The organism is Ruegeria sp. CDSA221, assembly GCF_059611825.1.
In genome coordinates this window covers 134,475-158,745 of record NZ_JBXWPK010000003.1, presented here as the reverse complement: position 1 = coordinate 158,745, position 24,271 = coordinate 134,475, and the positions used below count along the sequence as shown (strand labels likewise).

Here is a 24,271-nt window from a genome sequence, read left to right as displayed (position 1 = left end):
GAAATAGCAAATCTGCTTTGCGCTGTCACGGAATGGCTGCCACCATGCTGCAAAACGGAGGACGTCCAATGACGCTTGCACAACGAGATTGGGTGCCGAGCACCAGTGAAACCCTGATTCAAGACATAGCGGCCACGACGGCGTCCGCAACGTCTGCCGATCTGCTGGCCCGTATCGAGCAGCTGGCCGAGCAGAACCGAGTGATCCATGAGGAAGAGTGCTTTAACCTCAACCCTGCGACCAATGTGATGAACCCGAAAGCCGAAGCGCTATTATCCTCTGGCATCGGGTCGCGCCCCTCTTTGGGGTATCCCGGCGACAAATACGAAATGGGACTGGAAGCGATCGAGGAAATCGAAGTGATCGCGGCCCAGCTTTGCGCGGATGTGTTCGATGCCAAATTCACCGAGGTTCGTGTGCCTTCTGGTGCGATTGCCAACCTCTATGGCTTTATGGCCACCTGCAAACCGGGCGACACAATCATTGCGCCGCCCGCATCCCTAGGCGGGCATGTGACGCATCATGTCGATGGCTGCGCCGGCTTATACGGCTTGCGCACCATAGAGGCCCCGGTGAATGCCGATGGCTATACCGTTGATCTGGACCAACTGCGGGCGCTGGCACGGGCCGAGCGGCCCAAGTTGATTACGATTGGTGGCAGCCTGAACCTGTTCGAGCATCCCGTGTCCGAAGTGCGGTCCATCGCCGATGAGGTCGGGGCCAAGGTCATGTTCGATGCGGCCCATCAATGCGGCATTATTGCCGGGCGCGCCTGGTCCAACCCGCTGGCCGAGGGCGCGCATTTCATGACGATGAGCACCTATAAAAGCCTTGGTGGCCCTGCAGGTGGGCTGATCGTTTCGAATGATGCAGAAATCGCCAAAACGCTGGACGCTATCGCCTTTCCCGGCATGACGGCCAATTTTGATGCGGCGAAAACTGCCGCGCTTGCGGTCACGATGCTGGACTGGAAAGACTTTGGCGCGGCCTATGCGAAAGAGATGATCGCTATGGCGCAGGCATTGGCTGCGGCTTTGGATGCACAAAATGTGCCTGTGTTCGCTGGGGCCGAGGGCTTTACCAACTCTCACCAGTTCGCTGTGCTGGCCGAGCGATTCGGGGGCGGGCAAGCGGCCTCAAAAACCTTACGCCAAGCTGGGTTCCTTGCCTGCGGCATCGGTCTGCCCGTGGCGGCGGTTGAGGGTGATATGAACGGTCTGCGGATTGGCACGCCCGAGCTTGTCCGTTGGGGGATGACCGCAGGCGATGCGGACCGTCTGGCGGGGTTGATCAAACAAGGTCTGCAAGGCGCGCCGATTGCCTCCGAGGTTTCAGCCTGGAGACGCGCGTTCAACACGCTCTGCTTTGTCCATTAGATCACCGTTTCCGAAAGCAACCGGCGCGCACGGTGTTTTGTGATCGTTCAATCCCGGCCTTCACAAATGAAGGGCCGGGATCTGTTCCGCTTGATCCAAGCTTAGTTTCCCAGAATTCCAGGCAGGCGCAGCCCGTGTTCACGAGCGCAATCCTTGGCCAGGTCATAACCCGCATCGGCGTGACGCCACACGCCCGAGGCAGGGTCGTTCCACAAAACGCGCTCCAGGCGTTTGGCAGCATCATCGGTGCCGTCGGCGCAGATCACCACACCCGCATGCTGGGAAAAGCCCATGCCAACGCCACCGCCATGGTGCAGAGATACCCATGTCGCGCCTGAGGCAGTGTTGACTAGTGCATTTAGCAGAGGCCAGTCCGAGACCGCGTCAGACCCGTCCTTCATCGCTTCGGTCTCGCGGTTGGGCGAGGCGACTGAACCGGAATCCAGATGGTCACGACCAATGACTACCGGCGCGCTTAGCTCGCCCGTTCTGACCATCTCGTTAAACGCCAGACCCAGGCGATGTCGGTCACCCAGACCAACCCAGCAGATACGCGCAGGAAGGCCTTGGAATGCGATCCGTTCGCGCGCCATATCCAGCCAGTTGTGCAGATGCGTGTTATCGGGCAGCAGTTCTTTGACCTTTTGATCGGTCTTGTAGATGTCCTCGGGGTCCCCCGACAGGGCCGCCCAGCGGAACGGGCCAATGCCACGGCAGAATAGCGGACGGATATAGGCAGGCACAAAGCCCGGGAAGGCGAAGGCGTCTTCCAGACCTTCCTCAAGCGCCATTTGCCGGATGTTGTTGCCGTAATCTACGGTTGGAACACCATCATTGTGAAAGGCAACCATCGCCGCGACCTGCACCTTCATCGAGGCGCGGGCTGCCTTTTCCACTTCCTTCGGAGCGGTTTCAGCCTTGGATCGCCACTCGGCTACGGTCCAACCTTGAGGCAGGTACCCATTGATCGGGTCATGCGCGCTGGTCTGATCGGTGACGATGTCGGGCTTGACGCCGCGCTTGTGGATCTCGGGGAAGATATCGGCGGCATTGCCGATCAGCGCCACGGATTTGGCTTCGCCCGCTTTGGTCCAACGCTCGATCATATCCAGCGCCTCGTCCAGGCTGTGGGTTTTCTCGTCGACATAGCGCGTGCGCAGTCGGAAATCGGCGGATTTCTCGTCGCACTCCACGGCCAGACAGCAGGCACCCGCCATCACAGCAGCCAGTGGCTGAGCACCGCCCATACCACCCAGACCCCCGGTCAGGATCCAACGGCCTTTCAGACTGCCACCATAGTGCTGGCGTCCTGCTTCCATGAAGGTCTCATAGGTGCCTTGGACGATGCCCTGCGACCCGATGTAAATCCAGGAACCCGCGGTCATCTGGCCATACATCGCCAGACCTTTCTTATCCAACTCGTTGAAGTGATCCCAATTCGCCCAATGCGGCACCAGGTTCGAGTTGGCAATCAGCACGCGCGGTGCGTCCTTGTGGGTTTTCACGATGGCGACGGGCTTTCCCGACTGCACGACCAGGGTTTCGTCCGCTTCCAGATCTTTCAGGCTGTCGACGATCAGGTCGAAATCCTTCCAGGTTCGCGCGGCCCGGCCTATGCCGCCATATACTACCAGCTCGTGCGGGTTTTCTGCCACGTCGGGATGCAGGTTGTTCATCAGCATCCGCAGTGGTGCTTCGGTCAACCAGCTTTTGGCATTCAGTTCGGTCCCGGTTGGCGGATAGATGTCCCGGCTGTTCTTACGAGGATCGCTCATCGGTCATTCCCTTCAGATTGGATGGAGCCCGACAGGGCAAGGGCATTGAAGTTTTCAATCATGTGTCTCGGCTGCGGTCGCGCGCCATCATGGCAAAGACCGTCATCAGTTAAGGCCCGGCAAAGAGGCGTTCAGCGCGTTCAGCAACGCGCCCGACGCGACCAATTCCTTTGCAGCTTTCAGATCGGGCGCCATATAGCGATCCTCTTGCAGGCTCGAAACATCCTCGCGCAGCCGTGCGATGGCCTGTTGCAGCAACGGGCTCGTCTGGAGGGGGGCGCGGAATTCGATGCCACGCGCGGCGCAGAGCAGCTCGACCCCAAGGATATGGTTGAGGTTTTCGACCATGCGGGACAGCCGCCGCGCACCATGCGCTGCCATCGAGACGTGATCTTCCTGATTGGCGGAGGTGGGTGTTGAATCGGTGACACATGGGTTGGCCAGATGCTTGTTCTCGCTCATCAAAGCGGCTGTCGTCACCTCGGCAATCATCAGGCCGGAATTCAATCCGGGTTCAGGTGTCAGGAAGGGCGGAAGATCGAAGCTGAGCGTTGGATCGACCATCAGAGCAATACGCCGTTGACTGATCGCGCCAATCTCGGACAATGCCAGCGCAATCATGTCAGCAGCGAACCCAACGGGTTCCGCGTGAAAATTACCACCGGACACGATCATATCCGCTTCGGTCAGCACAAGTGGGTTGTCTGTTGCAGCATTCGCTTCGATCAAAAGGGTCTGTGCGGCCTGTCGCAGGACATCCATCGCCGCACCAGTCACCTGCGGCTGACAGCGGATGCAATAGGGATCCTGAACACGTGTATCATCATCCCGGTGGCTTTCTCGAATTTCGGATTGCGCCAGTATCTCACGCATCGAACCTGCCGCTTCGATCTGGCCACGATGTCCTCGCAGCGCATGGATTTCGGGCTGCAGCGGAGCGGTTGATCCCATGATGGCATCGGTGGACATGGCCGAGATGACCAGCGCATTGCGCACAGCACGCCAGACTTCGAACAGACCGGCAAGCGCATAGGCCGTTGAAAACTGTGTGCCATTGATAAAGGCCAAACCTTCCTTGGGGCCAAGCTCGATCGGGGACAGGCCAGCCTTTGCAAGCGCCTCGGCGCCCGAAAGAATTTCGCCTTTATATTCCGCCTCTCCCTCACCGATCACTACTGCGGTCATATGTGAAAGAGGTGCCAGATCGCCTGACGCGCCAACCGATCCCTGATTTGGAACAACAGGGGTGACGCCTTTTTCCAGCATGTCTTGCATAAGCTTGATCAGTTGCCAGCGGACGCCAGATGCGCCACGGCCAAAACTCAATAGCTTAAGAGACATCATAAGCCGAACCATCCGGCGGGGCATCGCGTTTCCTACGCCGCAGCAATGGCTGAGGATCAGATTTCGCTGCAAAGTGGCGGTGTCTTCAGATTTGATCTTGAGACTGGCCAATTTGCCAAAACCCGTGTTGACGCCATAAACCGGTACATCACCCGCAGCGGCGATAGCGATCCGTTTTGCGGCCGCCTCGACCGCAGGACGACACGTCGGATCAAGTATGACCGAGGCTTCATCCCAATAGATGGTTTCAAGCTGAGGCAGAGTAGCCTGCCCGGGCGCCAGAGTGAGAGTTGTCACGCTTGACCTCCAAAGATGCGTTTGTGAAGCGGGTTGAACCCGATACGATAAGAAAGCTCGGCCGGATGGCCCACATTCCAGACCGCCAGATCGGCCCGCTGACCCGCGGCGATCATACCGCGATCACTCAAACCAAGGGCACGCGCGGCGTTACAGGTCACGCCCGCAAGTGTTTCCTCTGGCGTCATGCGGAACAGCGTGCAGCCCATATTCATGGTCAGAAGAAGAGATGTCAGGGGGGATGATCCCGGATTGCAATCGGTTGCCAGTGCCATTGGGACATCGTGTTTGCGCAGAAGCTCAATCGGAGGCTGACGCGTTTCGCGCAGAGTATAGAACGCACCGGGCAGGATTACGCCTGCTGTTCCCGCCTGGGCCATGGTGATCACGCCGTCTTCGTCAAGATACTCGATATGATCCGCAGACAATGCGCCATAGGAGGCGGCAAGCTGCGCCCCGCCCAGATTAGAAAGCTGCTCGGCATGCAGTTTAAGCGGAAGGCCAAGCGCAGCGGCGGCGTCAAAGACACGGGCGATCTGTTTGGGCTGAAAGGCGATCCCTTCGCAGAATCCGTCAACCGCATCGACCAGCCCTTCTACATGGGCGGCCCGCAAGGTCGGAATGACGACCTCGTCGATATAGGCGTCATCGCGCCCCTTGTACTCTGGCGGAGTCGCGTGGGCGCCCAGATATGTGGTTTGAACAGAAACTGGGCGACGTTTTCCAATTTCGCGCGCGGCGCGCAGCATGTTCAGCTCTGTCTGTTGTTCTAGCCCATAGCCGGACTTGATTTCGATAGTGGTCATGCCCTCTTGGATCATCGCGTCGACGCGGGGCAACGCACTTTCTATCAGCTCTTCCAGGCTGGCGGCCCGTGTCGCTTGAACGGTTGCGTTAATACCGCCTCCGGCGCGCGCAACCTGTTCATAGCTTGCACCATTCAGGCGCATTTCAAACTCTTGGGCGCGGTCGCCACCAAATACAACATGGGTGTGGCAGTCGATCAAACCGGGCGTCACAAGGCGTCCGTTCAGATCCTCGGCCTCAAGCTCGGTATATTCATCGGGCAGATCGCGTCTGGGTCCGACCCATTCGATAAACTCACCTGATATTACGATGATGCCATCCTCGATTAGCCCATAAGGGCCCTGCTGGCTGGCTTGTGTTGCAATTTTTGCGCCACGAAGGGTTGTTTTACCAGTCATGAGAATCTGATCCCAAGTTGCAATGCTTCTGAAATAGGTATACTGATTACTGCATAATGTGTACACAAAATAATGAAAGGCATCGCGCCGAAGCCGCCTTCTTGGAGTCAAATTAGGTAGAGGTCTTAGGTGCGGGGCAGAGTTACATGCTTCATTGCAGATGTCTTATGTGTATGTATAAGCCAATTAAGGCCGGTTTTTGAGTTGGGGAGTTTTATGGCAAGACCTCAGGGGAACATGAGCTTTCGGGACATCAAGCAGGTGGTTTTGGATCGAATCCAAACCGGTATCTGGAGCCCGGATTCCATTTTGCCAAGCGAGATGGATTTGGCCGCTGAATTCTCAAGTACACGAACAACGGTCAACCGGGCGTTGAGAGAGCTTGCCGAAGAAGGATACCTGGAAAGAAAACGCAAGGCCGGCACGCGGGTTCTGAATTCTCCCATCAGAAAGGCGCAATTTGCGATCCCTTTGGTGCGTGACGAGATAACAGCCACCGGTGCGGCCTATCGGTACTCTTTGGTGGACCGAGAGGTGCAACCCGCACCGTCCTGGCTGGCATCACGCCTCGACCTGAAAAAAGAGCAGGACGTCTTGCACCTGCGATGTATGCATTATGCCGACAACGTAGCGTTTCAGCTTGAGGTGCGATGGATTGTTGCCGACGTTGTACCTGAAGTGTTGGAGGAAAGTTTCGAACAATCGGGGCCGAATGACTGGTTGGTTAACAGGGTACCATTCAGCAATCTGGAGCTTAGTTTCATGGCGACCAAGGCTGATGGTGAAATCTCCAAGTTCCTGGACACGCCACCTGGCGACCCGATCTTTACTGCCGAACGCATTACCTGGCTGCGTCGCGCGCCGGTGACATATGCCAAGCTTTACTTTGCGCCGGGATACCGGATGACGACGCATCTCTGATCTGACCGGAGTCCAGCTTTTGGGGCGGTAAAAAATGTCGGTTTTCGTCGGTCCGCCGAATTATGGGCTGACAGAACATCAAACAAAGGGAACGCGATGGCTGTTCAGAATCTGATGACGTTTAAGGCGGGTTCAACGCCGATTTTGCTGAATGTCCCACATGCCGGAACCTTGCTGCATCCGGAGGTAGAACGCCGTTTGCGACCCGCCGCGCTGGAGCTGAAGGATACGGATTGGCACATGGACAAGCTGGCGCTGCCTTGTGCCGAATTGGGTGTGGGTGTCATGGCGGCGCAGTATTCGCGCTATGTGGTGGACCTGAACCGTTCAGCTGATGACGCGCCGCTTTATTCCGGTCCGACAACCGGCCTGATATCGCAAATCGATTTTGACGGTCAGCCGCTTTATCTGGAAGGGCAAGAGCCAGATGGGCAGGAGACACAGGCGCGCATCCAATCCTATTGGGGACCGTATCATCAGGCTCTCAAGGCTGAGATTCTGCGGATCAGGGCGCAGTTTGGCACCTGCATTCTGTTGGATCTGCATTCCATCCGTTCCGAAGTGCCAAGGCTGTTTGATGGGGTGCTGCCGGATTTGAATCTGGGCACAAATAGCGGGGCCAGCACAGCCGCGCGCTTTGAGGCCTGCGCCGAAAGATCGCTGGGGTCCGGCCAATACAGCTTTGTCAAAAACGGCCGCTTTAAGGGAGGCTATATTACCCGGCACTATGGCCAACCCGACCAGAACATTCATGCGCTGCAACTCGAAATTGCACAGTCCACCTATATGATCGAGCACGCCCCTTGGGACCTTGTGCCCCCTAAGGCAGAGGTGCTTGGCGCCGCGATCAAGAACCTTGTTACCGCGTTGCTGGAAGAAGTTAACACCACCCATGGATGACCCAAACAGACTCGCCGATACGGCATCCAAGTAAAGGAAAGTGGATGACAACTGGATTTCATTTCAAACAGGCACTGACGGACCAGGGCTGGCTTAGCAATATCTCCGTAACCGTTACGGAATCTGGTGAGTTCGGAGCACTGGTCGCGGACGACAATCCCAACGCCTATCCGGTGATTGAAAGCCCGGTTGTGCCGGGCATGCCCAACCTGCACAGTCATTCCTTTCAATACGCGATGGCGGGGTTATCAGAAGTGCGCCGGAATCCGGTCGACAGCTTCTGGTCCTGGCGCGAAATGATGTATTATTTCGCTCATAACGTATCGCCCGAGGACCTGCAGGCAATCACTGCCAAGCTGTATATGGAATTGCTCAAAGGCGGTTATACCGAGATTGTCGAGTTTCATTATCTGCACAATGAAGAGGATGGAGCGCGCTACGCCCAACCTGAGGAGCTGTCTTCTGCTATTGTCTCTGCTGCAGATCGAACGAGCCTCAGCCTGACGCATCTTCCGGTGTTTTATGCACACGCAAATTTCGGCGGCGTGTCTCCGCAAGATGCTCAGAGGCGTTTCACCAATGCACGTGATCAATACGCTTTGCTGATCGAAACCCTGAAGCAGCAGCATGAAAAGCTTAACCTCGGAATCGCCCCGCATTCCTTGCGCGCCGTAACCGAGGATGAAATGTCATGGCTTATGGAGCTTCGGCAAGACCAGTTGCCGGGGTGTCCAGTTCACATCCATGTGGCCGAACAGACCAAAGAGGTGGAAGACAGTATCGCCCATAGTGGCAAACGCTCTGTTTCGGCGCTGATGGACCAGGTCCAGATTGACGCCGCGTGGTGCCTGATCCATGCCACCCATCTGGATGACGCCGAGGTTGCGGCCATTGCCGCTTCGGGTGCGACCGTGGGTCTGTGCCCGCTGACGGAATCAAATCTTGGAGACGGGATTTTCCGGGCGGTCGATTTCGTGGCAGCAAATGGCCATTTTGGTATCGGCTCGGACAGCAACATCTGTACCCAGGCAGTTCAGGAGCTGCGCACACTGGAATATAGTCAGCGCCTGCTGCACCGGCAGCGCAATGTTATGTGCTCCAAGGACATGCCCAATGTCGGCGGTTATCTCTGGCAAGCCGCCGCCCAAGGTGGAGCACGTGCAGCCGGGCGCAATATCGGCCGTATCGCAGAAGGGTGCCGTGCTGATTTTGTAGAATTGTCTTACGATAGGAATGGTCTGATGGCGGCGGTGTCGCCCGAAGCCGTGCTGGATTTCCACATGTTCTCGGGTCAGCAGGCAGAAATCATTGCCGTCTATGTTGCTGGTCAAAAGGTCATTGAAGATGGTCAGCACCCCGATCACGAGTCCATCGACGCCGGATATATTTCCACCATGCGTCGGTTGGCGCAAAAACTATGATGAAGGGTGAATAGAACCAACGGAACTCATTACTGCGCGAGCTTAAGAACCTTGGGGCACTTGGTGCTGGTCAGGCTGAAAACATTGTCCGAGATCGCCAAGGAATTTTCTGTCACCCAGCCCATTGGATTCGAACATTCCAGTTGGTTCGCGCCTTCCGTACCTTGTCACATCAATTGCGCGCGTGATGCTGGCGGATCTGAGCGAAACGGAACTGGATCACCGTACCCCCCAATGACGGGTCTGGGCATGTGTGCGGTGCTATTAACAATTCCGGCCACCGCAATCAGCTGGGATCTGCGGAAGATCTGATCAAACAGGTCTGCCACTGCGCGGCGCAATATCAAATTGCAGTGATGCAGGTGGCGGCATCCCAGTTTGCCGATGTATTCCGTCATCGTGACAGGCTGCATATGCGGCCTGAATTAGTCTGGTAAGTTCGACTCGGTAAAGGCCTTTTGAGGCATGGCTTCGAGGTGCAGTTCACCCAGCAATCAAGGTACCTGTATAAGCTTGCTCCGGTTAGAGATAATGCTGAAATCAGAGAGGTTTTTTGCCCCAAAACCTCATCTCTCCATCAAGTTGACAAGGCGAGGGATTTGGCTGATACAGCCAGAATATGAGCGGGCCGTTAGCTCAGCTGGATTAGAGCAGGGAACTTCTAATTCTCAGGTCGGGGGTTCGAGTCCTCCACGGCTCGCCAAATGCACAATTCCTAATTGAGTATGCATCCGCCACTCTCAGATTACGACGTTGGCAAAGCTCTCGACTGTGACGATCGGACGTGGTTGGCCCGCCAGGCTTTCTGCATCGGTCAGACGCTGCGCCAATGGGTCGGCATCGCTAAGGGGTCCAAAGTTCAGCCCGGTTAATTTTTCCAAATCCCGGACGCGGATCTGGAATGTCTTATAGGCACCAAACTCAAATCCACCGACAGATTCCACGCTCCCCTCGTTCGAGAGCATCTGCTGGATGACCTCAACCTGGCTGAGCACATAGGCGGTGGAATGAAGGCGAAGAATGCCTTCGCTGCCATCCTCTTCGGCCAGCATGGTCACAAGCTTGAAGAACTTCAGGGGTACCGGCGATCCGGTATCTTTCAACATCGGCTCGTCACCGGTCAGGATTGGTCCGGTGAACACGCAGGCTTTGAATCCATGTGTGCGCACATTTGTCATGATAAAGTTCTCAAGACCCAACCATTGCGCGTGGCTCCGATTAAAGGCCCGGTGCTGCGGGGCAGCAGCGGTATAGTGAAAGCTGTCATCATTGGCCTGTTTGGCCTGTGCATCATCGTCACCCCAATTTGTCGCCGCACGGCGAACCAGGTGGCCCCGGTCAATATCCGCGTGATCATAATCCTCTTTGCCGAGTTGGACATTTGCTGGGATGCGCAGGTCAGCGAACCACTTGTCGCTACCTCGTTTTTGCGGTCGGGTCTTGGCACCATCGATATTCAGCGCGGCAATGATCGGTGTTTTGAAAGTCGCAGAATAGAGAATGCCGAAATTCTGATAGCGCAATTCGTTGGGGCGTTCCGGGGTCGCATCCGACGGAGTGGCAAGCCCAAACGCATTCGGTACCACCGGCAGAGGGACCTCTGCCACCTGAAGGAAGTCCGGGTTGTACCCGTCGCGCGGTTCAAAATGGTCTGCGTCATGGTTTCCGTCAGGTCGTTCTGGCCGGACGATTTCAGTTCCGGGGATCGAGGTCGGCACCGCCCCGTCCAACAATGCGTTGACCGTGCTGATCCTGACCGCCGAGTTTCCGACGCCGAAGGTACCTGCATAATGCAGACCAACTGCTTTGCCGCTGTCCAACGAGATCACAGGCGAGCCCGAGTTGCCGCCCAAAGTCGTGCAGTCATGGCGCAGGATCGTCACGCCGCCATCTTCGATGAGAAATCCGGGCGAAAAGCGTTTCACGTCATACAGGTCGTTGAAATAGTTGGACATCTGCGTGGGGTCATTGCGCAGGGAATCCTTGGCGGGATACCCGATCACCGCGACGCATTCGCCGTGCTGGGCATCCGTATCGGCGCGCGGGATCGGCGCAGGCGTGAAATTGGCCGTATCTGCGGGCAGGTCGATCTTTCCAAGCGCGATATCTGCGGCCGCATCTTCGGCGATATAGGTGAACTTGCGAATGTCGAAAAGCCGTTCGGGGTCTTGTGCCGCGCCGACCTCTTCGAGGAAATCTATCCGGGCGCCATAGCGGGCATTGCCAGGGGCAAACATGAAGACACCATCGCCCAGGAAACTGCGCCGCGCGACCAGCTTGGCAACATGGCGATTGGTGATGATCAGCAGATGGTCGTCCTTCTTTTCGATCACCCAGCCAGTGCCACCCCAGCTAAAGTCATGATTGATAAACTCGATCCGCCCGACCGAGGCGATATTGTCTTCGGCCTTGCCGATACGAATGTCGATATCCGGCGGAAAGTCGGATGACAGCGATTGTTTGCCTTCAACCTTGCCGCCGCGCACGATCAGGGGCGGACGTCCGACCGCGCGCACGATGGCTTCAAGTTGCGAGGGCGTAGAGCCAAAGCTTTCCAGCTTATTCATCTGCGCGCCCATCAATTCACGGGCACGATCCGGTGTCAGGCCCATTTCGCCAAGAATGCCCGGACTGGTATCCAGAACCTCACGCGCCTTGTCGATTGTTCCGGCATTTCCAAGGCCTTCCAGCCGGCTGAATGTTTCCTTTTCGAAATCGCTCATGGCATTGGTTCCTCAGCTAATATGAAGTTTTCAAACTCAGTCGATCTGCCTCTAGGGATCGAGGTATTTTGGCCCCCGCCCTGTTTCGGCAAACATGGTCAGTGCCGGATGAAACACCACGGGCGCCCGGCTTTTGGTAAGCCAACCAAGGATTTCCTCTGTTCCTGAACCATGGGTGAGCCCCCGAGCAACTGGTGCAAGGCGGCGTTGCAGGGTTTGAGTGGACTTACCGCGCCCTTCGTTCAAAGGATCCGCCCAGAAGTTTAGAACTCGGTCTGCCAGACCATGACTGCCGCGTTCCAAAAGGTCGACGGTTCGACTTGATGTCAGGTCGCTCCATTTCCGTGTGGAATTCCATTCTGGTGGCGGTGGTGAGGGGAAGGCCCAATAGCCGCCGATGACTTGTTGCCAACGTCTTGCCGCGCGTGCGAGCGTTGGCAAGTCAGGGATCGGGTGGTAAAAACTGTACCCCTCGGCCCAATCAGCGGTAAGGCCCATCGCGCGCAATAGCGAAATCACATCCGTTGGACGCTCTGACAGCTGGGACATCGCATTGTTGATTCCCTGTAAACCCGGGGCAAAAATGTCAGCCGCTTCATAAAGGCCGGTGGCAAGGTTGGACAAATCGCGCAGAACACGACCCCGGCCACTTGCTTGAAACTCTTCCACAAGCGCCAGCATCCGGTCGAAATAGGGATTCAATGGGGCCAACGCGAGCCCGTAATCATCCGTCGGTAAAGCGGGGTCGGGCATGTCCGGCTCTGAATATTCCAGCCCGAACTCCTGACGGATACCCGCCGCATAGCGGAGCCTTTCATAGGTCAGCTCGCGTGGGCCGTGATCCAGATAGGGGGCGATCAGGCCCAGAACCTCATGATCACCCTCAAAACTCATACCCGTTGCCAGAAGAGCGAATTCAAGCGCTGCTGACTGCATTCCAATTCGAGACGAGCTGTTCACGACGCGAAGAGCTATGTCGCGAAAGTCCTTATCGCGGAGTCGGTTAACGAGCTCTTCGAATTCAAACTCGGCATAAATCTCTAGGAGCATCCGGCCTTCCAGTTCGGGCCTTTGTTGTGCCTCTCTCAGCAAGGTATCTGCTGGCAACAAATTGAATAGGCTTCGCGCCATGGACCAATGACCGCTCTGCCAGTTGTGGCACAGGATCAGGATGCCAACTTCGCTTGCCGGATCATAGGCGCCTTTCAATCCTTCGCGTATGATATGTGTTGCCTCGCGGCGCTGGCCCTGCTCCAACATCGCTCGCAGGTCTTTGACTGCGCGACTATCTGGTGCGGCCACATAACCGCGACCTTTGACGATCCGTGCTCGTGCCGTCGCGGCCTTGGACTCAACCTGTACAAGGTCTTCGGGGGGAAGTTCAGAACCGCTGTCCAGCCCAGTGGCGCCGTATTCCCGTTGTTTGGTTTCTTGCACCGGGGCCGAGCGCTGGCCGCGAGCTTGACGGATCAGGTCCTGCGCGTCGATTGGCAGCTCTTTCAACAGCTGTTCGGGGAAGCGTTCAGCCAGTGAGGGATTGATGCTTGGAGGGGCTTCTCCGACGCGCATAAGCTGAAGCGAATGGTACAGGAACAGCAGCGGATCGCGGTCGGCGTAATACGCACAGGCCGCGCGGTTGACCTGCGCGGTTTCGATGGGGCTTTGGCTGTAGGTCGGTTCCAACAGGTCCCGCCGCATATCGGCCTTATGGGTCAGTTGACCTTCGGTGGCGGCGTCCATCAGCCAGGATTGCAGGCCAAGATCCGCGACGATTGTGCCTGCTTCGCTGCTGAGGTCACCCAGCCCAAGCGCCGGTGCAACGATGCCGTTCAGGTTGTCGGCGTTTATCTCGCTTAGAACCAAGCCGTAATTGGCAATGCCACGTAGGTGTACTGGCAGGCGCGATGTGATGGCCCGGTTCACGATGCCCGCGGCAATCGGGTCATTCTCGTCTTCGGTGACTTCGGCCAATCGGCCCTCGGTCTGCACCTCGTCAATCAGCAGCCGCAATTTCAACGGATTGCCCTGACAGCGCAAAATGATCTGATCGCGGAATTCCTCGGGGATTCCGGCCTCATCCAGCGTTTGATTGACCAACTCGTCTTCGATCTGGTCGAGCTTGATGTATTCGCCCCGTCTTGGGTGATCTTCGCCGAAAATCGGCCCGCGACCGGCTGAGATGATCGATACTTCGATCTGTTCCTTTTCGACAAAGCGATCCAGATCGTTCATGAGGTTATTCACGAAGGTCGCGCCCTGACCATGCAATACTTCGAGCGTATCCAGCAGGATAACCAGGCGCAGACCGGCATCAGCCACCGCATTGATCATCGCCCGGATCAACTGACGCGGTGTAAGGTCCGAGCTTTCGTATATCTCCCGTGTGACCTGTTCGGAATAGCGCAACCGCAATTTGCGGAGTTCGGGGGCCGCTTGGGGTATTGCGGTACCGATCTGACGCGAGATCTCTTCAAAGATTGGACCGGTCTGCAATGAAGGCTGATCGAAATCCAGCCGGATCAGGATGACGTCTTCGCGTTCGCTTGTAATCTGGATGATGCGTTCCAGCAGGTAGGATTTTCCGATCCCGTACTGACCTTCGATATGCAGGGTTTTCAAAGGGGCCGAGCGCATAGGGTGGTCGATCCAGCGTTGAATCTTGTCGATTTCGCTGACACGCCCCACGAATTTTTCACCCAGGCGCTCTTTTGACCGGCGCTCGCGTCTGAGCAGGTTCAATCGGCTGCGCAGCCTGAACAGGCGGTCATATCCCGGCGCTTTTTGGCCTGCACGCTCTAACGTGACAAGGTGCTGCGACAGGTTTTGTTCATCTGTTTCCGCCTCGATAAGGTGATCCAGAGCGCCCGGTGCGAAACCTTCTCGTCCCGACAGAGCCTGCACGATATCGGTCTGCGTTGCCGCCGAGTCGAACTCTTCGATCCCGGACAATTCGCGATGTCGTGCAGTCAGGCGCAGTATCCATTTCGTAGAGCTGCCCGACTTATCAACATGGCTCAACTCGCGCAGGGATGACATCAGCCGGGCCCGTAGCACCCGGTTGCCGTACTCATCTTCGCTAAGCACCTCGCGCATAAGCTGCCGTGGTTCAAATGCCCCGCGAAGGGCTGCGGCGCGCAGCAGACGCGAACGGAGTTCTTCCTGCGCCTGGTTCATTCTTCTATCTCCAGAAAGCGTTTGGCCTCTTGGCGAACACGGGTGACAACGGTTTCCAGATGTTCGCCATCGAATTCACCTGTGTTGTCAGGGCTCAACCCGGCCAGAGCAGAGTCCACCATTGCCCGTCGAGCAGCCGGTGTCAGCTCTTTTGCCGGGTCAAGCGAAGTGATCATGCTGTTAATTGTAGCCTCAACATCGCTACGTGTGAATGGTCCCAGCTCTTCCACCAATAGGCCGCTGCGCTGCGCGCCGTCGACAGCGCCGACATTGGCAAAACGCAGGGGCGACAGGCGATAGGTCTCATAGCCTGCGAGGATCAGGCGCAGATTCTCGGATGTGGGCAAGCATTTGGCGATATGCTCGAACTGTACCTGGGCACGTGGTGAGAGCCCTTCGGGCGGGTTGTCGAAATAGATCCACCATGTTTGCCCTGCGGTTTTGGCGGCCTGATCCATGTCAGCAATCAGGGTCTCCACGCGGCTGCCTTCGAATGCAACATCGGTAGTCTGGGCGGCGGTTGTTCCAGCAGCAGCGTCTGGCGAGGCGACGGTCCCGTTGACCTTCTCGGCAAGATCAGCAAGCAAATCGTCCGTATTCAGGGTCGGCCCCAATCGGATGCAACGATGTTGCGGCGCGGCGTTAGGTGCTTCTTGCATCAGCAGATAGGATTCCAGCATGTCATAGCTGAATCCGAGACCACGAATAGACGTCGTATCCTCGCGCCTGATCCAGATCCCACGCAGTTTGGATTTGGGATGATCCAGCATATGGGCAAGCCCGGATACGAATTGGTTGCGGCCGATGATGATGGTCCCGTCAATGTCGCGGCTCAGCGACCACATGTCCCGCTGTTTCGAGTTCTTGCTGATCAGATCTTGGAAGTCGGGGTCATCGTGGAACTGCTCGAAAGGGACAAGCCGTTTGGTTGTCTCCCATTTGCCCTGGTGGATGCCCAAAAACCTGAATTGGCTGTCAAAACCGGGGCCACCGGATGACCCGCCGGATGTGTCGATGTCATGAGGGAACCGCTTGGCGCCAGGTTCTCGGTGCACTTTGCCGGGCATGAACCCCTTGGTGACACCTTCGGGGTAGTGGACCAATGTGAACAGGTCTGCACCCTCAAAATCGGGGGGATCGCCGGTCACATCGACACTGCCATAGGTATGCCCCAGCGGCAGGAATATCCGCAGCAGCGCGATGTCCACCTCATCGCCCGGCGGCAGGTTTCCGGCCTTTTCACTGTTGTGATAGGGCCAAAGCTTTACGCATTTTGCAGCATACCGCTTTTCGTCCGAGGCAAGAATCTCAAGGCGTGGATCAACCCCGGCGGGTACGGTGCTAAGAGCATCCAGGACATGGGCTGCGGTCAGCACAAGGTTCGGGGCCACAAACGCTCCAGAACCTTCGAATGTGTTGTTGATCCAGATCTGACAGCGAAAGCTTTCAGCGCGCGGGGCAAAATCGCCCAATGCAGCAAAGTCGAACGAATTATTCGCCGGTGTGCCGATCAGGGTGCCGTCAAACCGAGCGATGTTTTCGGCAAAAATCAGGTTACGGTCGCGCGGCACAGGGTCCGCGCCGCGCGCGCGAAGAAAATTGAGGAACTGCTTGACCTTCGCAGCGTCGACCAGAATTTCCAGCAAGACATCGGCAAGCGTTTCGCCGATATCTTCGTCTACACTTTCCTCGACGGCTTCATAATTCACCGGGTCATCAGGGTCGGGAAACAGCGCAGTCAAAGCATGACGCACAATCGGTTCATGCTTTCGGATTGCAATCCGGATATGCGCTGCATTCACCATCCGTGGCTTATCCCATGCCCAAATAGGCGCTGAGGGCCGGTTTGTCCGACAATGCGGTGTCCAAGCCCGGGGTCGGGGCGTCTTCGCCAACCATGGCCTCGGCCCCACCATCGCTTTCGACGATACGCTTCCGGGCCCCGCGACGATAGCTGAGCCAGATGATCTCATTGGCGTAATCGGCCATGTCTGGGGTAATTTCTCCGGCGGCGGTGCTGTCTGTTCCCGCAAGATGCGAGACCAGAATGTTCAATGTCGGGGTTGCATTCGGGTCGGGTGCTGCCGGACTTTCAGCGCCTGTTGGCAGTGGCGCATTCAGGACCGCCTGGGCATTGATGATGCCCGCGCCAAGATCGGTGGCGCCGTTCCAGACGGCTGGCTTGCTCATCCCGTGTTTGGCACAGTGCAACCACATCGCCTGAACGGTGGTCCCAGCATTCTGGGCCTTTTGCAACAGCGCCGCCCGACCGCCGTGATGTGCGACCCACAGCGCTGCAACGCCTCCAGTCATTGAGGTGGCAAGCGTGGTACCCTGGCTGGCGCGGATACCCGAGTTTGGGTCGGTCGCCTTGTTCTTGGCCGCGCCCCACACGTTTTCGCCATAGGCCGAAAAGCTGACCTCGGGGCCACGCCCAGTTTTGCGCCAGGGGCGTCTGTCGGGCTGCAGAGCAGCGACCGCTGTGCAGATTTCCAGTGATGCATAGGCGGCGGGAAAGACCACGTTCGGATAGCAGTTGCCCGCGGCGCAGACGATGACCAATCCGGCCTGTACCGCATTGCGCAACGCCTGTTCGGTTGAAGAGACCCGCACCGGCCCGCCAAGCGCCATCACGATGACATCGGCGTTTTGGCTGACCGCATGAGAGATTGCCGCAGGAATACGCAGCTGGGTCATGTCGATCACCGATTTGATCGCCCGGATCGGCAGAACCTTGGCCGCAGGGGCCGTACCGGTTATCGCCCCCGGCGACGTGGTGTCGCCATTCATATCGGCCCCGCCCCGCGATCCGACGACCGAGGTGACAAGCGTGCCATGACCGGGATGTTTAAGGACGCCGCCTGAAAACCGGTCACGCGCATCCCCGTTCCCTTCGACAAAATTCCACATGCCGTTGGTTTCGATCACGCCGGCCAGTTCGCTATGGTCGGAATAGCCCGTGTCGATCACCGCGACTTTGCTACCCTGACCCCGGGTGTGCTGCCAGGCCAGCGGTGTCTTGATCCGTTTGTGGTGCCAGCCATAGGGCCGAGAGTTGTCGCGCTTGGTTTCGCAGAAACTGAGAAAGCTTTCCGTACCCACATGTGCAGCCCCGTACAGGCTGTCTGGCAAGACCGGGTTGGCCTCGGCTACGTCCAGCGCCATACGGAGGGCACGGCCAAATGCAAAAACCTCACGCTCTTGGCCTTTTGGATCGATCTCAGGGAATTCAACAAAGAAAAACCGATCCGCATCTGCGTCGAAGACCGCTTGGGTACTGGTGGCAACATCAGGAAGTGCACTACCCACACGTTCTTGAATAGCCGACAAGGATTGCGGTGTATCCGAGACCACTTCAATGACTAGCGGATCGCCGTCGAGCGAGACATCGGACCTTGTTAGGGCGTCATATTCCTGCATGGCAAATATCCTTATACAAAAGCAAAAGATGGTGGGGCGCATGGGCCAACGCCGTAAGCGCAAGCGCGGTCAGCAACAGGGTGAATGCGCTGGCGCGGGGGTCGGGGCGAAGAACGGCGCGCTCCGACAGGATGATCACTGTCAAAAAGATCATGACGGCAAAGTCATGAGTCCCTAGCATGACAAGCATCATCGGCAAGCAAGAGGTGATGCAATCGCGCGCATAGGTCAGCCCAAAGATCAGCACATCGCGGTCGGCACTAGGACCAAAGGCGGCCAGGACCGGACGGCTGTGGCATTTCCTCAATGCGCTGCGTTTTTGCGGGCTGAACTGCCATGCTACGGCGCACAGGCAAGCCAACGGCGCAAACACGTTTTGGTGCAGAACCGGCGCCAGAAGAAACGCAGCAAGCGCGCCTGCGACCAGCCAGGCCAACAGATATGGCAGAACAAACAGAAGTGCCGCGCGTGATCGTCGATCTGCGAAGCTGCGCGCGCGAACATGTGCGATCTGCGGAACAAGCGTTGGAAGCATCATCGCCAGAACCATCGCCGGCCAATGCAATGATGGCGCGGGCACCAAAGCAAGCCAAAGCCATGCAAGCGCGGCCACGCCAAGTGTCGTGCGTATTTCGATATCGGCCCGTCCAAACAGGCGAGGGCGATCTATTCCGGTAGCCGACGCCATGGGCGATCAGTCGAAATAAAGGTTTATGCGGCCGATCTCAATGTCTGGCTGCTGTTCTGTTGGGGCGATCTGTTCCAACCCTGGTACTTGGCCAAAGGCCTCGCTGTCATCAAACATCCGTTGAAACCGTATTTGCAACCTGTTGGCGTCGCCTTGGCTCAGCCCCAGTGCAAAGGCCAGCTTTGTGATCTCGTAAGTCACCGCAAGGCCGTTGCCGCCATGTGGGCCGTCCGGGTTGCTTGCTTGTTCAAGGCCGAACGGCGACAAGGTGCCGATAATCGCTGGCGGTAAAGCGTCATCCGGAAGATCCAGCATGACGCGGTAAGATCCGGGCATGCCACGGCCCTTGATCCCCTCAAGATGCAGGTGAACGCGCCGGGTAGTGCCGGGGGCCTCGGCGCCGGAAATCAGCGCGACCGAAGTGTCGAGCTTTACGTCGGCAGTGGTCATTGCACCACGCAACTTGACCGGAGCTTCGCTTGCGCCGGCAAGCTCGGGTTCCTTGCCTGCCATGACGAACTCCTCTGCTGGAATGGCGGGTTCTACTGCTGGTGGAACGCCGTCATATTGAAACCCGTGCAGGACGCTTGTGCTGTCCAGCATTTCTTCGCTGTTGAAGGTGAATGCCGCGCCATCGCCATCATGCATCGAGAATGTCTGGCCAGTGCGCCACAGTGGCGAGGGTGGGGCGACATGGCTCGGGTCGGCGTTGCGCCAGACTTCCCATAGCCGATCAATGTTGCAATGGTGCAGCCAGAAAATCGGATCAAAGGCCGCAGTGGCCGGATTTGCCATAAAACCGCCAGAGCCCCCAATCCAAACGTGTATATCGTTATGGGGCGTGCTTTCCAATGCGCCATTGTCCCCACCGCCGGGGTGAAACCCGGTTTGCGGGCCACCAAACCCTGATGAGAATCCGGGCGTATCATTGGTGAAATCTTCATGATCCAACGCATCCAACGACACTACGTCGTCCGGAAATCCGAAATCTCCATTCACCACTACACGTCGGCGGGAAAACAGGAAGTTGCGCGTGCCGTCTGACTTGGTCGGCTCACGGAACGCCACAGGAAGGCGGCGCGCATTCGGGTTTTCTGACAGGGGTTGGGAATAGTCCCAATAAGGCAGCGCCCAATCCTGCGGCCCGCCCAGATCGGCGACGGCTTTGCCGACGACGGCCTCAAATGCGGTGATATATCCGCGGTGCCAGGGCAGGAAGAACCAGCTTTGGTGCTGGCATTGGTTCCAGAATTGTCCGGAACCGGGAATGTTCGGAAAATTCTGCGGCTGCCCATGAACTGCGCCCATGAAAAACCACGATGTCGGGTCTTCCAGATCTCGGTCCCAGAGAGCTTCGACAGCACGCTCATACCAGATCAGAGTTTCGTCGTTGGCTGGCAGGGTCCAAACGTTTTTGCGGATTCTTGTGGCCATAACAATACCTCAAACTGCAAATAAATCTTGGAATCTAATAATGCGCCGAGTGTAACACTTGCGTGGTTTTATGTTAACCAAAATGAATCCAAGCCATAGCAGGGTAGGCTTGGGCAGGTGTTGACAATGCCAATGCGCGTTTCCCAGACAAGGTGATTTCAGGGTGACGCGCGGCCTTTCGCTTGCGTTCTAAGTCAGAGGCGCCAGTTACTGTTTATTTGTGAATTGGACGGCCGCAGCTGCAGTGGGCACACTTGCCGAGTACCCGAAAACAAGGGTGAATTCGTGTAACTGTGAAATAGTTCTTGCAACCGGTTGCAAAGAGAATCATTGTGGTGTCGAAAAAGGGGATTCGGGGGCGCGGGATGCTAAAAGTAGGATTGCTGGGGGCTGGGCGCATTGGGCGTGTTCACGCGCAGGCTATTGCGGCGCATCCTTACAGTGAACTGAGCGTGGTGTCTGATGCACTGCCCGAAGCGTCGGCGCGTTTGGCTGAGGAATTCGGGGCCAGTGCGCGACAGTCACAAGAGATTATTTCCGATCCTTCGATAAATGCAGTGCTGATCGCCACGCCGACGGATACGCATTCCGACCTGATCGAAGCGGCCACCCAAGCCGGGAAAGCGGTATTGTGCGAGAAGCCGGTTGATTTGAGCCTTGATAGGGCTGTCGCCTGTCAATCCGTTGCAAAAGCCACCGGCCAGCCCGTCATGGTCGGTTTCAATCGTCGATTCGACCCGAATTTCGCTGCTTTGAAGGCCGCGTTTGAGGCTGGTGAGGTCGGCAAGGCCGAGTTGTTGTCCATTACATCTTTCGACCCCGCGCCGCCACCGGTGAGCTATGTCAAAGTATCAGGAGGGCTGTTTCGGGACATGATGATTCATGATTTCGACATGGCGAACTTCCTGATGGGTGACCTGCCGGAAGTAATCTCGGCAGTGGGCACATCGGTTGTTGACCCCGAAATCGGTGCCGTAGGTGATGTGGACACGGCGGTCGTGACAATGACTTATGCAGATGGCCGGATCGCTGTGATCAAAAACTCTCGGCGTGCGGCTTATGGGTATGATCAGAGGGTTGAACTGTTGGGATCAGAAGGGATGCTTCAGGCGCAAAATATCCTTGAAAACTCAGTGGTTAAGTCAACTTCGAATGGCGTGACCGGTGCCAAGCCGACTTACTTTTTCCTTGAACGCTACATGTCTGCCTATCGCGCCGAATGGGATGCATTCGTTAGGTCAGTAAATTCTGGATCAGGGGTGCCTGTAACTCTGGACGACGGTGTCGCCGCGCTTGCTATGGCCGAGGCCGCAACCCGTTCTGCGCAGTCCGGACAGTCGATGGTTTTGGCCAAAGTTTTGAAACCGGTTGCAAAATGATCGGATATGCGGAAACTTGGGGCAGCTTCGCCCCGGATCGGGGCGAAGAAGATTCGGTTTAATCGGAAGATTGGGGCCAAGACCCCAACACACTGTTCAAACGGGAGGAGAAACCATATGAATAATTTCTTTAAAGGCGCACTGGCAGCTGGTGCACTGGCGATGGCCACGCCTGCATTCGCGCAGGAGATCGTCGTTGTGTCTCATGGTCAGGCCAATGACGCCTTCTGGAACGTCGTGAAAAACGGCGTTGAGCAAGCGGGCAAGGATGTCGGCGTGAACGTGGAATACCGCGCACCCGAGACCTTTGACATGGTTGCGATGTCACAGCTGATCGACGCCGCCGTGAACCAGGAACCGGACGGGTTGATTGTCTCGATCCCGGATGCCGATGCGCTTGGCCCGTCAATCGAACGTGCTGTTGCTGCCGGAATTCCAGTGATCTCGATCAACTCGGGTTCGGACGTGTCCAAACAGCTGGGCGCATTGCTGCATGTCGGTCAGGACGAGTTTGATGCGGGCAAGGCCGCAGGCGAAAAGCTGGCTTCGATGGGTGGCGCGAATGCGATCTGTGTGAACCACGAAGTCGGAAACGTGGCGCTTGACCTGCGTTGCGCCGGTTTTGCCGAAGGCTTTGGTGGCAGCGTAGAAGTTCTGCCGACCTCGAACGATCCTTCAGAAATCGAAGCGAAGGTCTCGGCCGCTCTGGCCGCGAATGACGCTGTCGACACAGTCATGGCGCTGGGTGCAAGTTCGGCTGGTGAACCCACGGTAGCGGCTGTGAAAGCATCGGGCCGTGATGTGAACGTGGCCTCGTTCGACCTGTCTGCGAACTTCCTGCAGTCCATCGCCGATGGAGATGCGGCATTTGCCATTGACCAGCAGCAGTATCTGCAGGGCTATCTGTCTGTGAACTTCATGGGCCTGCATGCCAAATACGGTCTGATGCCAGGTGGCAACGTGCCATCGGGTCCGAACCTGATCACACAGGACAAGGCAGCCCAGGTTATCGACCTATCGGCACAGGGTATCCGCTGATCCGTTTGGGACAGTGAAAAACAGAAACGGCGCCAGGTGCGCCGTTTCAACCGAATTGGGAGGGAAACATGAGTGAGTCAGCGCCCGTCACTACGGACGAACGCGTAAAGAAAGAACCGTTTCTGACCAAGCTGATGAAACGTCCAGAGCTTGGTGCCATGGCCGGTGTGGTCCTGGTGGTCATTTTCTTCGCGCTCACGGCAGACGATTCCATGTTCACGCTGGCTGGAGTTATGAACTTCATGACGCCTGCGGCACAGCTGGGTATCCTGGCTATCGGAGCGGCGCTGCTGATGATCGGGGGTGAGTTTGACCTGTCGATCGGTTCGATGGTTGCCTTTGCAGGCTTGTTCTTTGGTGTCTGCGTGGTGACTTGGCAGTTACCTCTGATCATTGCGATCCCGATGACATTTGTTTTTGCGGCCTTTGTTGGGGCGGTGAACGGCAATATCGTCATACGGTCGGGCCTACCTTCTTTTATTGTAACTCTGGCTTTCCTTTTCATTCTGCGCGGTCTCTCACTGGTGGGTCTCAAAGCAGCCACTGGGGGGTCAACCCAGCTGCGTGGCGTGCGCGACGTAGTCGAAAACGACTGGCTGGCCCCGTTCTTCTCGGGCGAAGCTTTTGCCGGTTTGTTTGCCTGGCTGGCTGCAAACGGATTGATCGACACATTCAAAAACGGGGCGCCGAAAGTACCGGGCATTCCGGTCGAGATTTTGTGGTTTATCGTTCTGGCCCTAGCGGCGACCTATGTTTTGCTGCGGACCCCAGCTGGAAACTGGATTTTTGCCGCCGGTGGCGACAGTAATGCGGCGTCGAATTCTGGTGTGCCGGTGAGCCGTATCAAAGTGTCTTTGTTCATGCTAACCGCCTGCTGTGCGGCGCTGGTCGCAATCATCACCGTGATCGACGCGGGATCGACCGATGCGCGCCGTGGCTTCCAGAAAGAGTTTGAGGCCATCATTGCGGCGGTGATCGGAGGTTGTCTGCTGACCGGTGGCTATGGATCGGCCATCGGGGCGTTCTTTGGCGCGATCATCTTTGGCATGGTGGTCATCGGGCTGACTTACACGGATTTCGATCAGGACTGGTTCCAGGTGTTCCTGGGCGCAATGCTTCTGATCGCGGTATTGTTCAACAACGCCATCCGCAAACGCGTAACCGGGGAGCGCTGAT

General features: G+C 57.1%; 16 protein-coding genes and 1 tRNA gene. 8 read left to right on the top strand and 9 right to left on the bottom strand.

The annotated features are described in order from the left end of the window. The first annotated feature begins 68 nt into the window (after positions 1-68). Positions 69-1,376, top strand: a complete 1,308-nt coding sequence (gene glyA / locus AC2FJ5_RS05650) for a serine hydroxymethyltransferase (RefSeq protein ID WP_496792745.1) — start codon at positions 69-71, stop codon at positions 1,374-1,376. 101 nt (positions 1,377-1,477) lie between these two features. On the opposite strand, the gene hutU is transcribed toward glyA, so the two are convergent. The 3 genes from hutU to hutI form a co-directional block, all read right to left on the bottom strand. After that, positions 1,478-3,151 (bottom strand): urocanate hydratase, encoded by a 1,674-nt coding sequence (hutU, locus tag AC2FJ5_RS05645; RefSeq protein WP_496786004.1) that lies wholly within the window; start codon positions 3,149-3,151, stop codon positions 1,478-1,480. A gap of 105 nt (positions 3,152-3,256) precedes the next feature. Further along, a complete protein-coding gene (hutH, locus tag AC2FJ5_RS05640) occupies positions 3,257-4,792 on the bottom strand; it encodes a histidine ammonia-lyase (protein WP_496792744.1) in 1,536 nt (511 codons plus the stop codon). Then, positions 4,789-5,997 carry an imidazolonepropionase gene (gene hutI / locus AC2FJ5_RS05635; protein ID WP_496792743.1) on the bottom strand — a complete coding sequence of 403 codons (1,209 nt, stop codon included), beginning with the start codon at positions 5,995-5,997 and terminating at the stop codon, positions 4,789-4,791. Before hutI ends, hutH begins: the two co-directional genes overlap by 4 nt. A gap of 216 nt (positions 5,998-6,213) precedes the next feature. Between hutI and hutC the strand changes: the two genes are divergently transcribed. The 4 genes from hutC (at position 6,214) to AC2FJ5_RS05615 (ending at position 9,942) form a co-directional block, all read left to right on the top strand. Then, positions 6,214-6,918, top strand: a complete 705-nt coding sequence (gene hutC, locus AC2FJ5_RS05630; RefSeq protein WP_246097191.1) for a histidine utilization transcriptional repressor HutC — start codon at positions 6,214-6,216, stop codon at positions 6,916-6,918. A gap of 96 nt (positions 6,919-7,014) precedes the next feature. After that, positions 7,015-7,818, top strand: a complete 804-nt coding sequence (hutG, locus tag AC2FJ5_RS05625) for an N-formylglutamate deformylase (protein WP_496792741.1) — start codon at positions 7,015-7,017, stop codon at positions 7,816-7,818. A gap of 44 nt (positions 7,819-7,862) precedes the next feature. Next, complete coding sequence (locus AC2FJ5_RS05620; protein ID WP_496706291.1) at positions 7,863-9,239, top strand: formimidoylglutamate deiminase; 1,377 nt, start codon at positions 7,863-7,865, stop codon at positions 9,237-9,239. A 625-nt stretch (positions 9,240-9,864) separates the two neighbouring features. Further along, positions 9,865-9,942, top strand: a tRNA-Arg gene (locus AC2FJ5_RS05615). Positions 9,943-9,979: 37 nt separating this feature from the next. Here the strand turns inward: AC2FJ5_RS05615 and AC2FJ5_RS05610 are convergent. The 6 genes from AC2FJ5_RS05610 to AC2FJ5_RS05585 are packed head-to-tail and all read right to left on the bottom strand — an operon-like array spanning position 9,980 to position 20,678. Beyond that, a complete protein-coding gene (locus AC2FJ5_RS05610) occupies positions 9,980-11,962 on the bottom strand; it encodes a DNA/RNA non-specific endonuclease (protein WP_496792740.1) in 1,983 nt (660 codons plus the stop codon). A gap of 51 nt (positions 11,963-12,013) precedes the next feature. Next, positions 12,014-15,136 (bottom strand): ATP-binding protein, encoded by a 3,123-nt coding sequence (locus tag AC2FJ5_RS05605; protein WP_496700793.1) that lies wholly within the window; start codon positions 15,134-15,136, stop codon positions 12,014-12,016. Beyond that, positions 15,133-16,941: a S1 family peptidase gene (locus AC2FJ5_RS05600; protein WP_496792739.1), complete on the bottom strand. Its 1,809-nt coding sequence runs from the start codon at positions 16,939-16,941 to the stop codon at positions 15,133-15,135. The genes AC2FJ5_RS05605 and AC2FJ5_RS05600 overlap by 4 nt, the downstream gene beginning before the upstream one ends. A 7-nt stretch (positions 16,942-16,948) precedes the next feature. Further along, positions 16,949-18,556: a S8 family peptidase gene (locus tag AC2FJ5_RS05595; protein ID WP_496792737.1), complete on the bottom strand. Its 1,608-nt coding sequence runs from the start codon at positions 18,554-18,556 to the stop codon at positions 16,949-16,951. Further along, positions 18,543-19,244, bottom strand: coding sequence for a copper chaperone (locus tag AC2FJ5_RS05590; RefSeq protein ID WP_496792736.1), 702 nt, complete (start codon positions 19,242-19,244; stop codon positions 18,543-18,545). Before AC2FJ5_RS05590 ends, AC2FJ5_RS05595 begins: the two co-directional genes overlap by 14 nt. Positions 19,245-19,250: 6 nt before the next feature. Then, positions 19,251-20,678 carry a tyrosinase family protein gene (locus tag AC2FJ5_RS05585; RefSeq protein ID WP_496792734.1) on the bottom strand — a complete coding sequence of 476 codons (1,428 nt, stop codon included), beginning with the start codon at positions 20,676-20,678 and terminating at the stop codon, positions 19,251-19,253. A 365-nt stretch (positions 20,679-21,043) separates the two neighbouring features. Here AC2FJ5_RS05585 and iolG point away from each other — a divergent pair, with 365 nt between their 5' ends. The 3 genes from iolG to AC2FJ5_RS05570 all read left to right on the top strand — a co-directional run bounded on the left by iolG (position 21,044) and on the right by AC2FJ5_RS05570 (position 24,270). Next, positions 21,044-22,057 carry an inositol 2-dehydrogenase gene (gene iolG / locus AC2FJ5_RS05580; protein ID WP_496792732.1) on the top strand — a complete coding sequence of 338 codons (1,014 nt, stop codon included), beginning with the start codon at positions 21,044-21,046 and terminating at the stop codon, positions 22,055-22,057. A gap of 117 nt (positions 22,058-22,174) precedes the next feature. After that, positions 22,175-23,095, top strand: coding sequence for a sugar ABC transporter substrate-binding protein (locus AC2FJ5_RS05575; RefSeq protein ID WP_142635704.1), 921 nt, complete (start codon positions 22,175-22,177; stop codon positions 23,093-23,095). 68 nt (positions 23,096-23,163) lie between these two features. Then, entirely contained in the window at positions 23,164-24,270 is a 1,107-nt protein-coding gene (locus AC2FJ5_RS05570; RefSeq protein ID WP_142635706.1) for an ABC transporter permease, read from the top strand. Position 24,271: the final 1 nt, after the last annotated feature.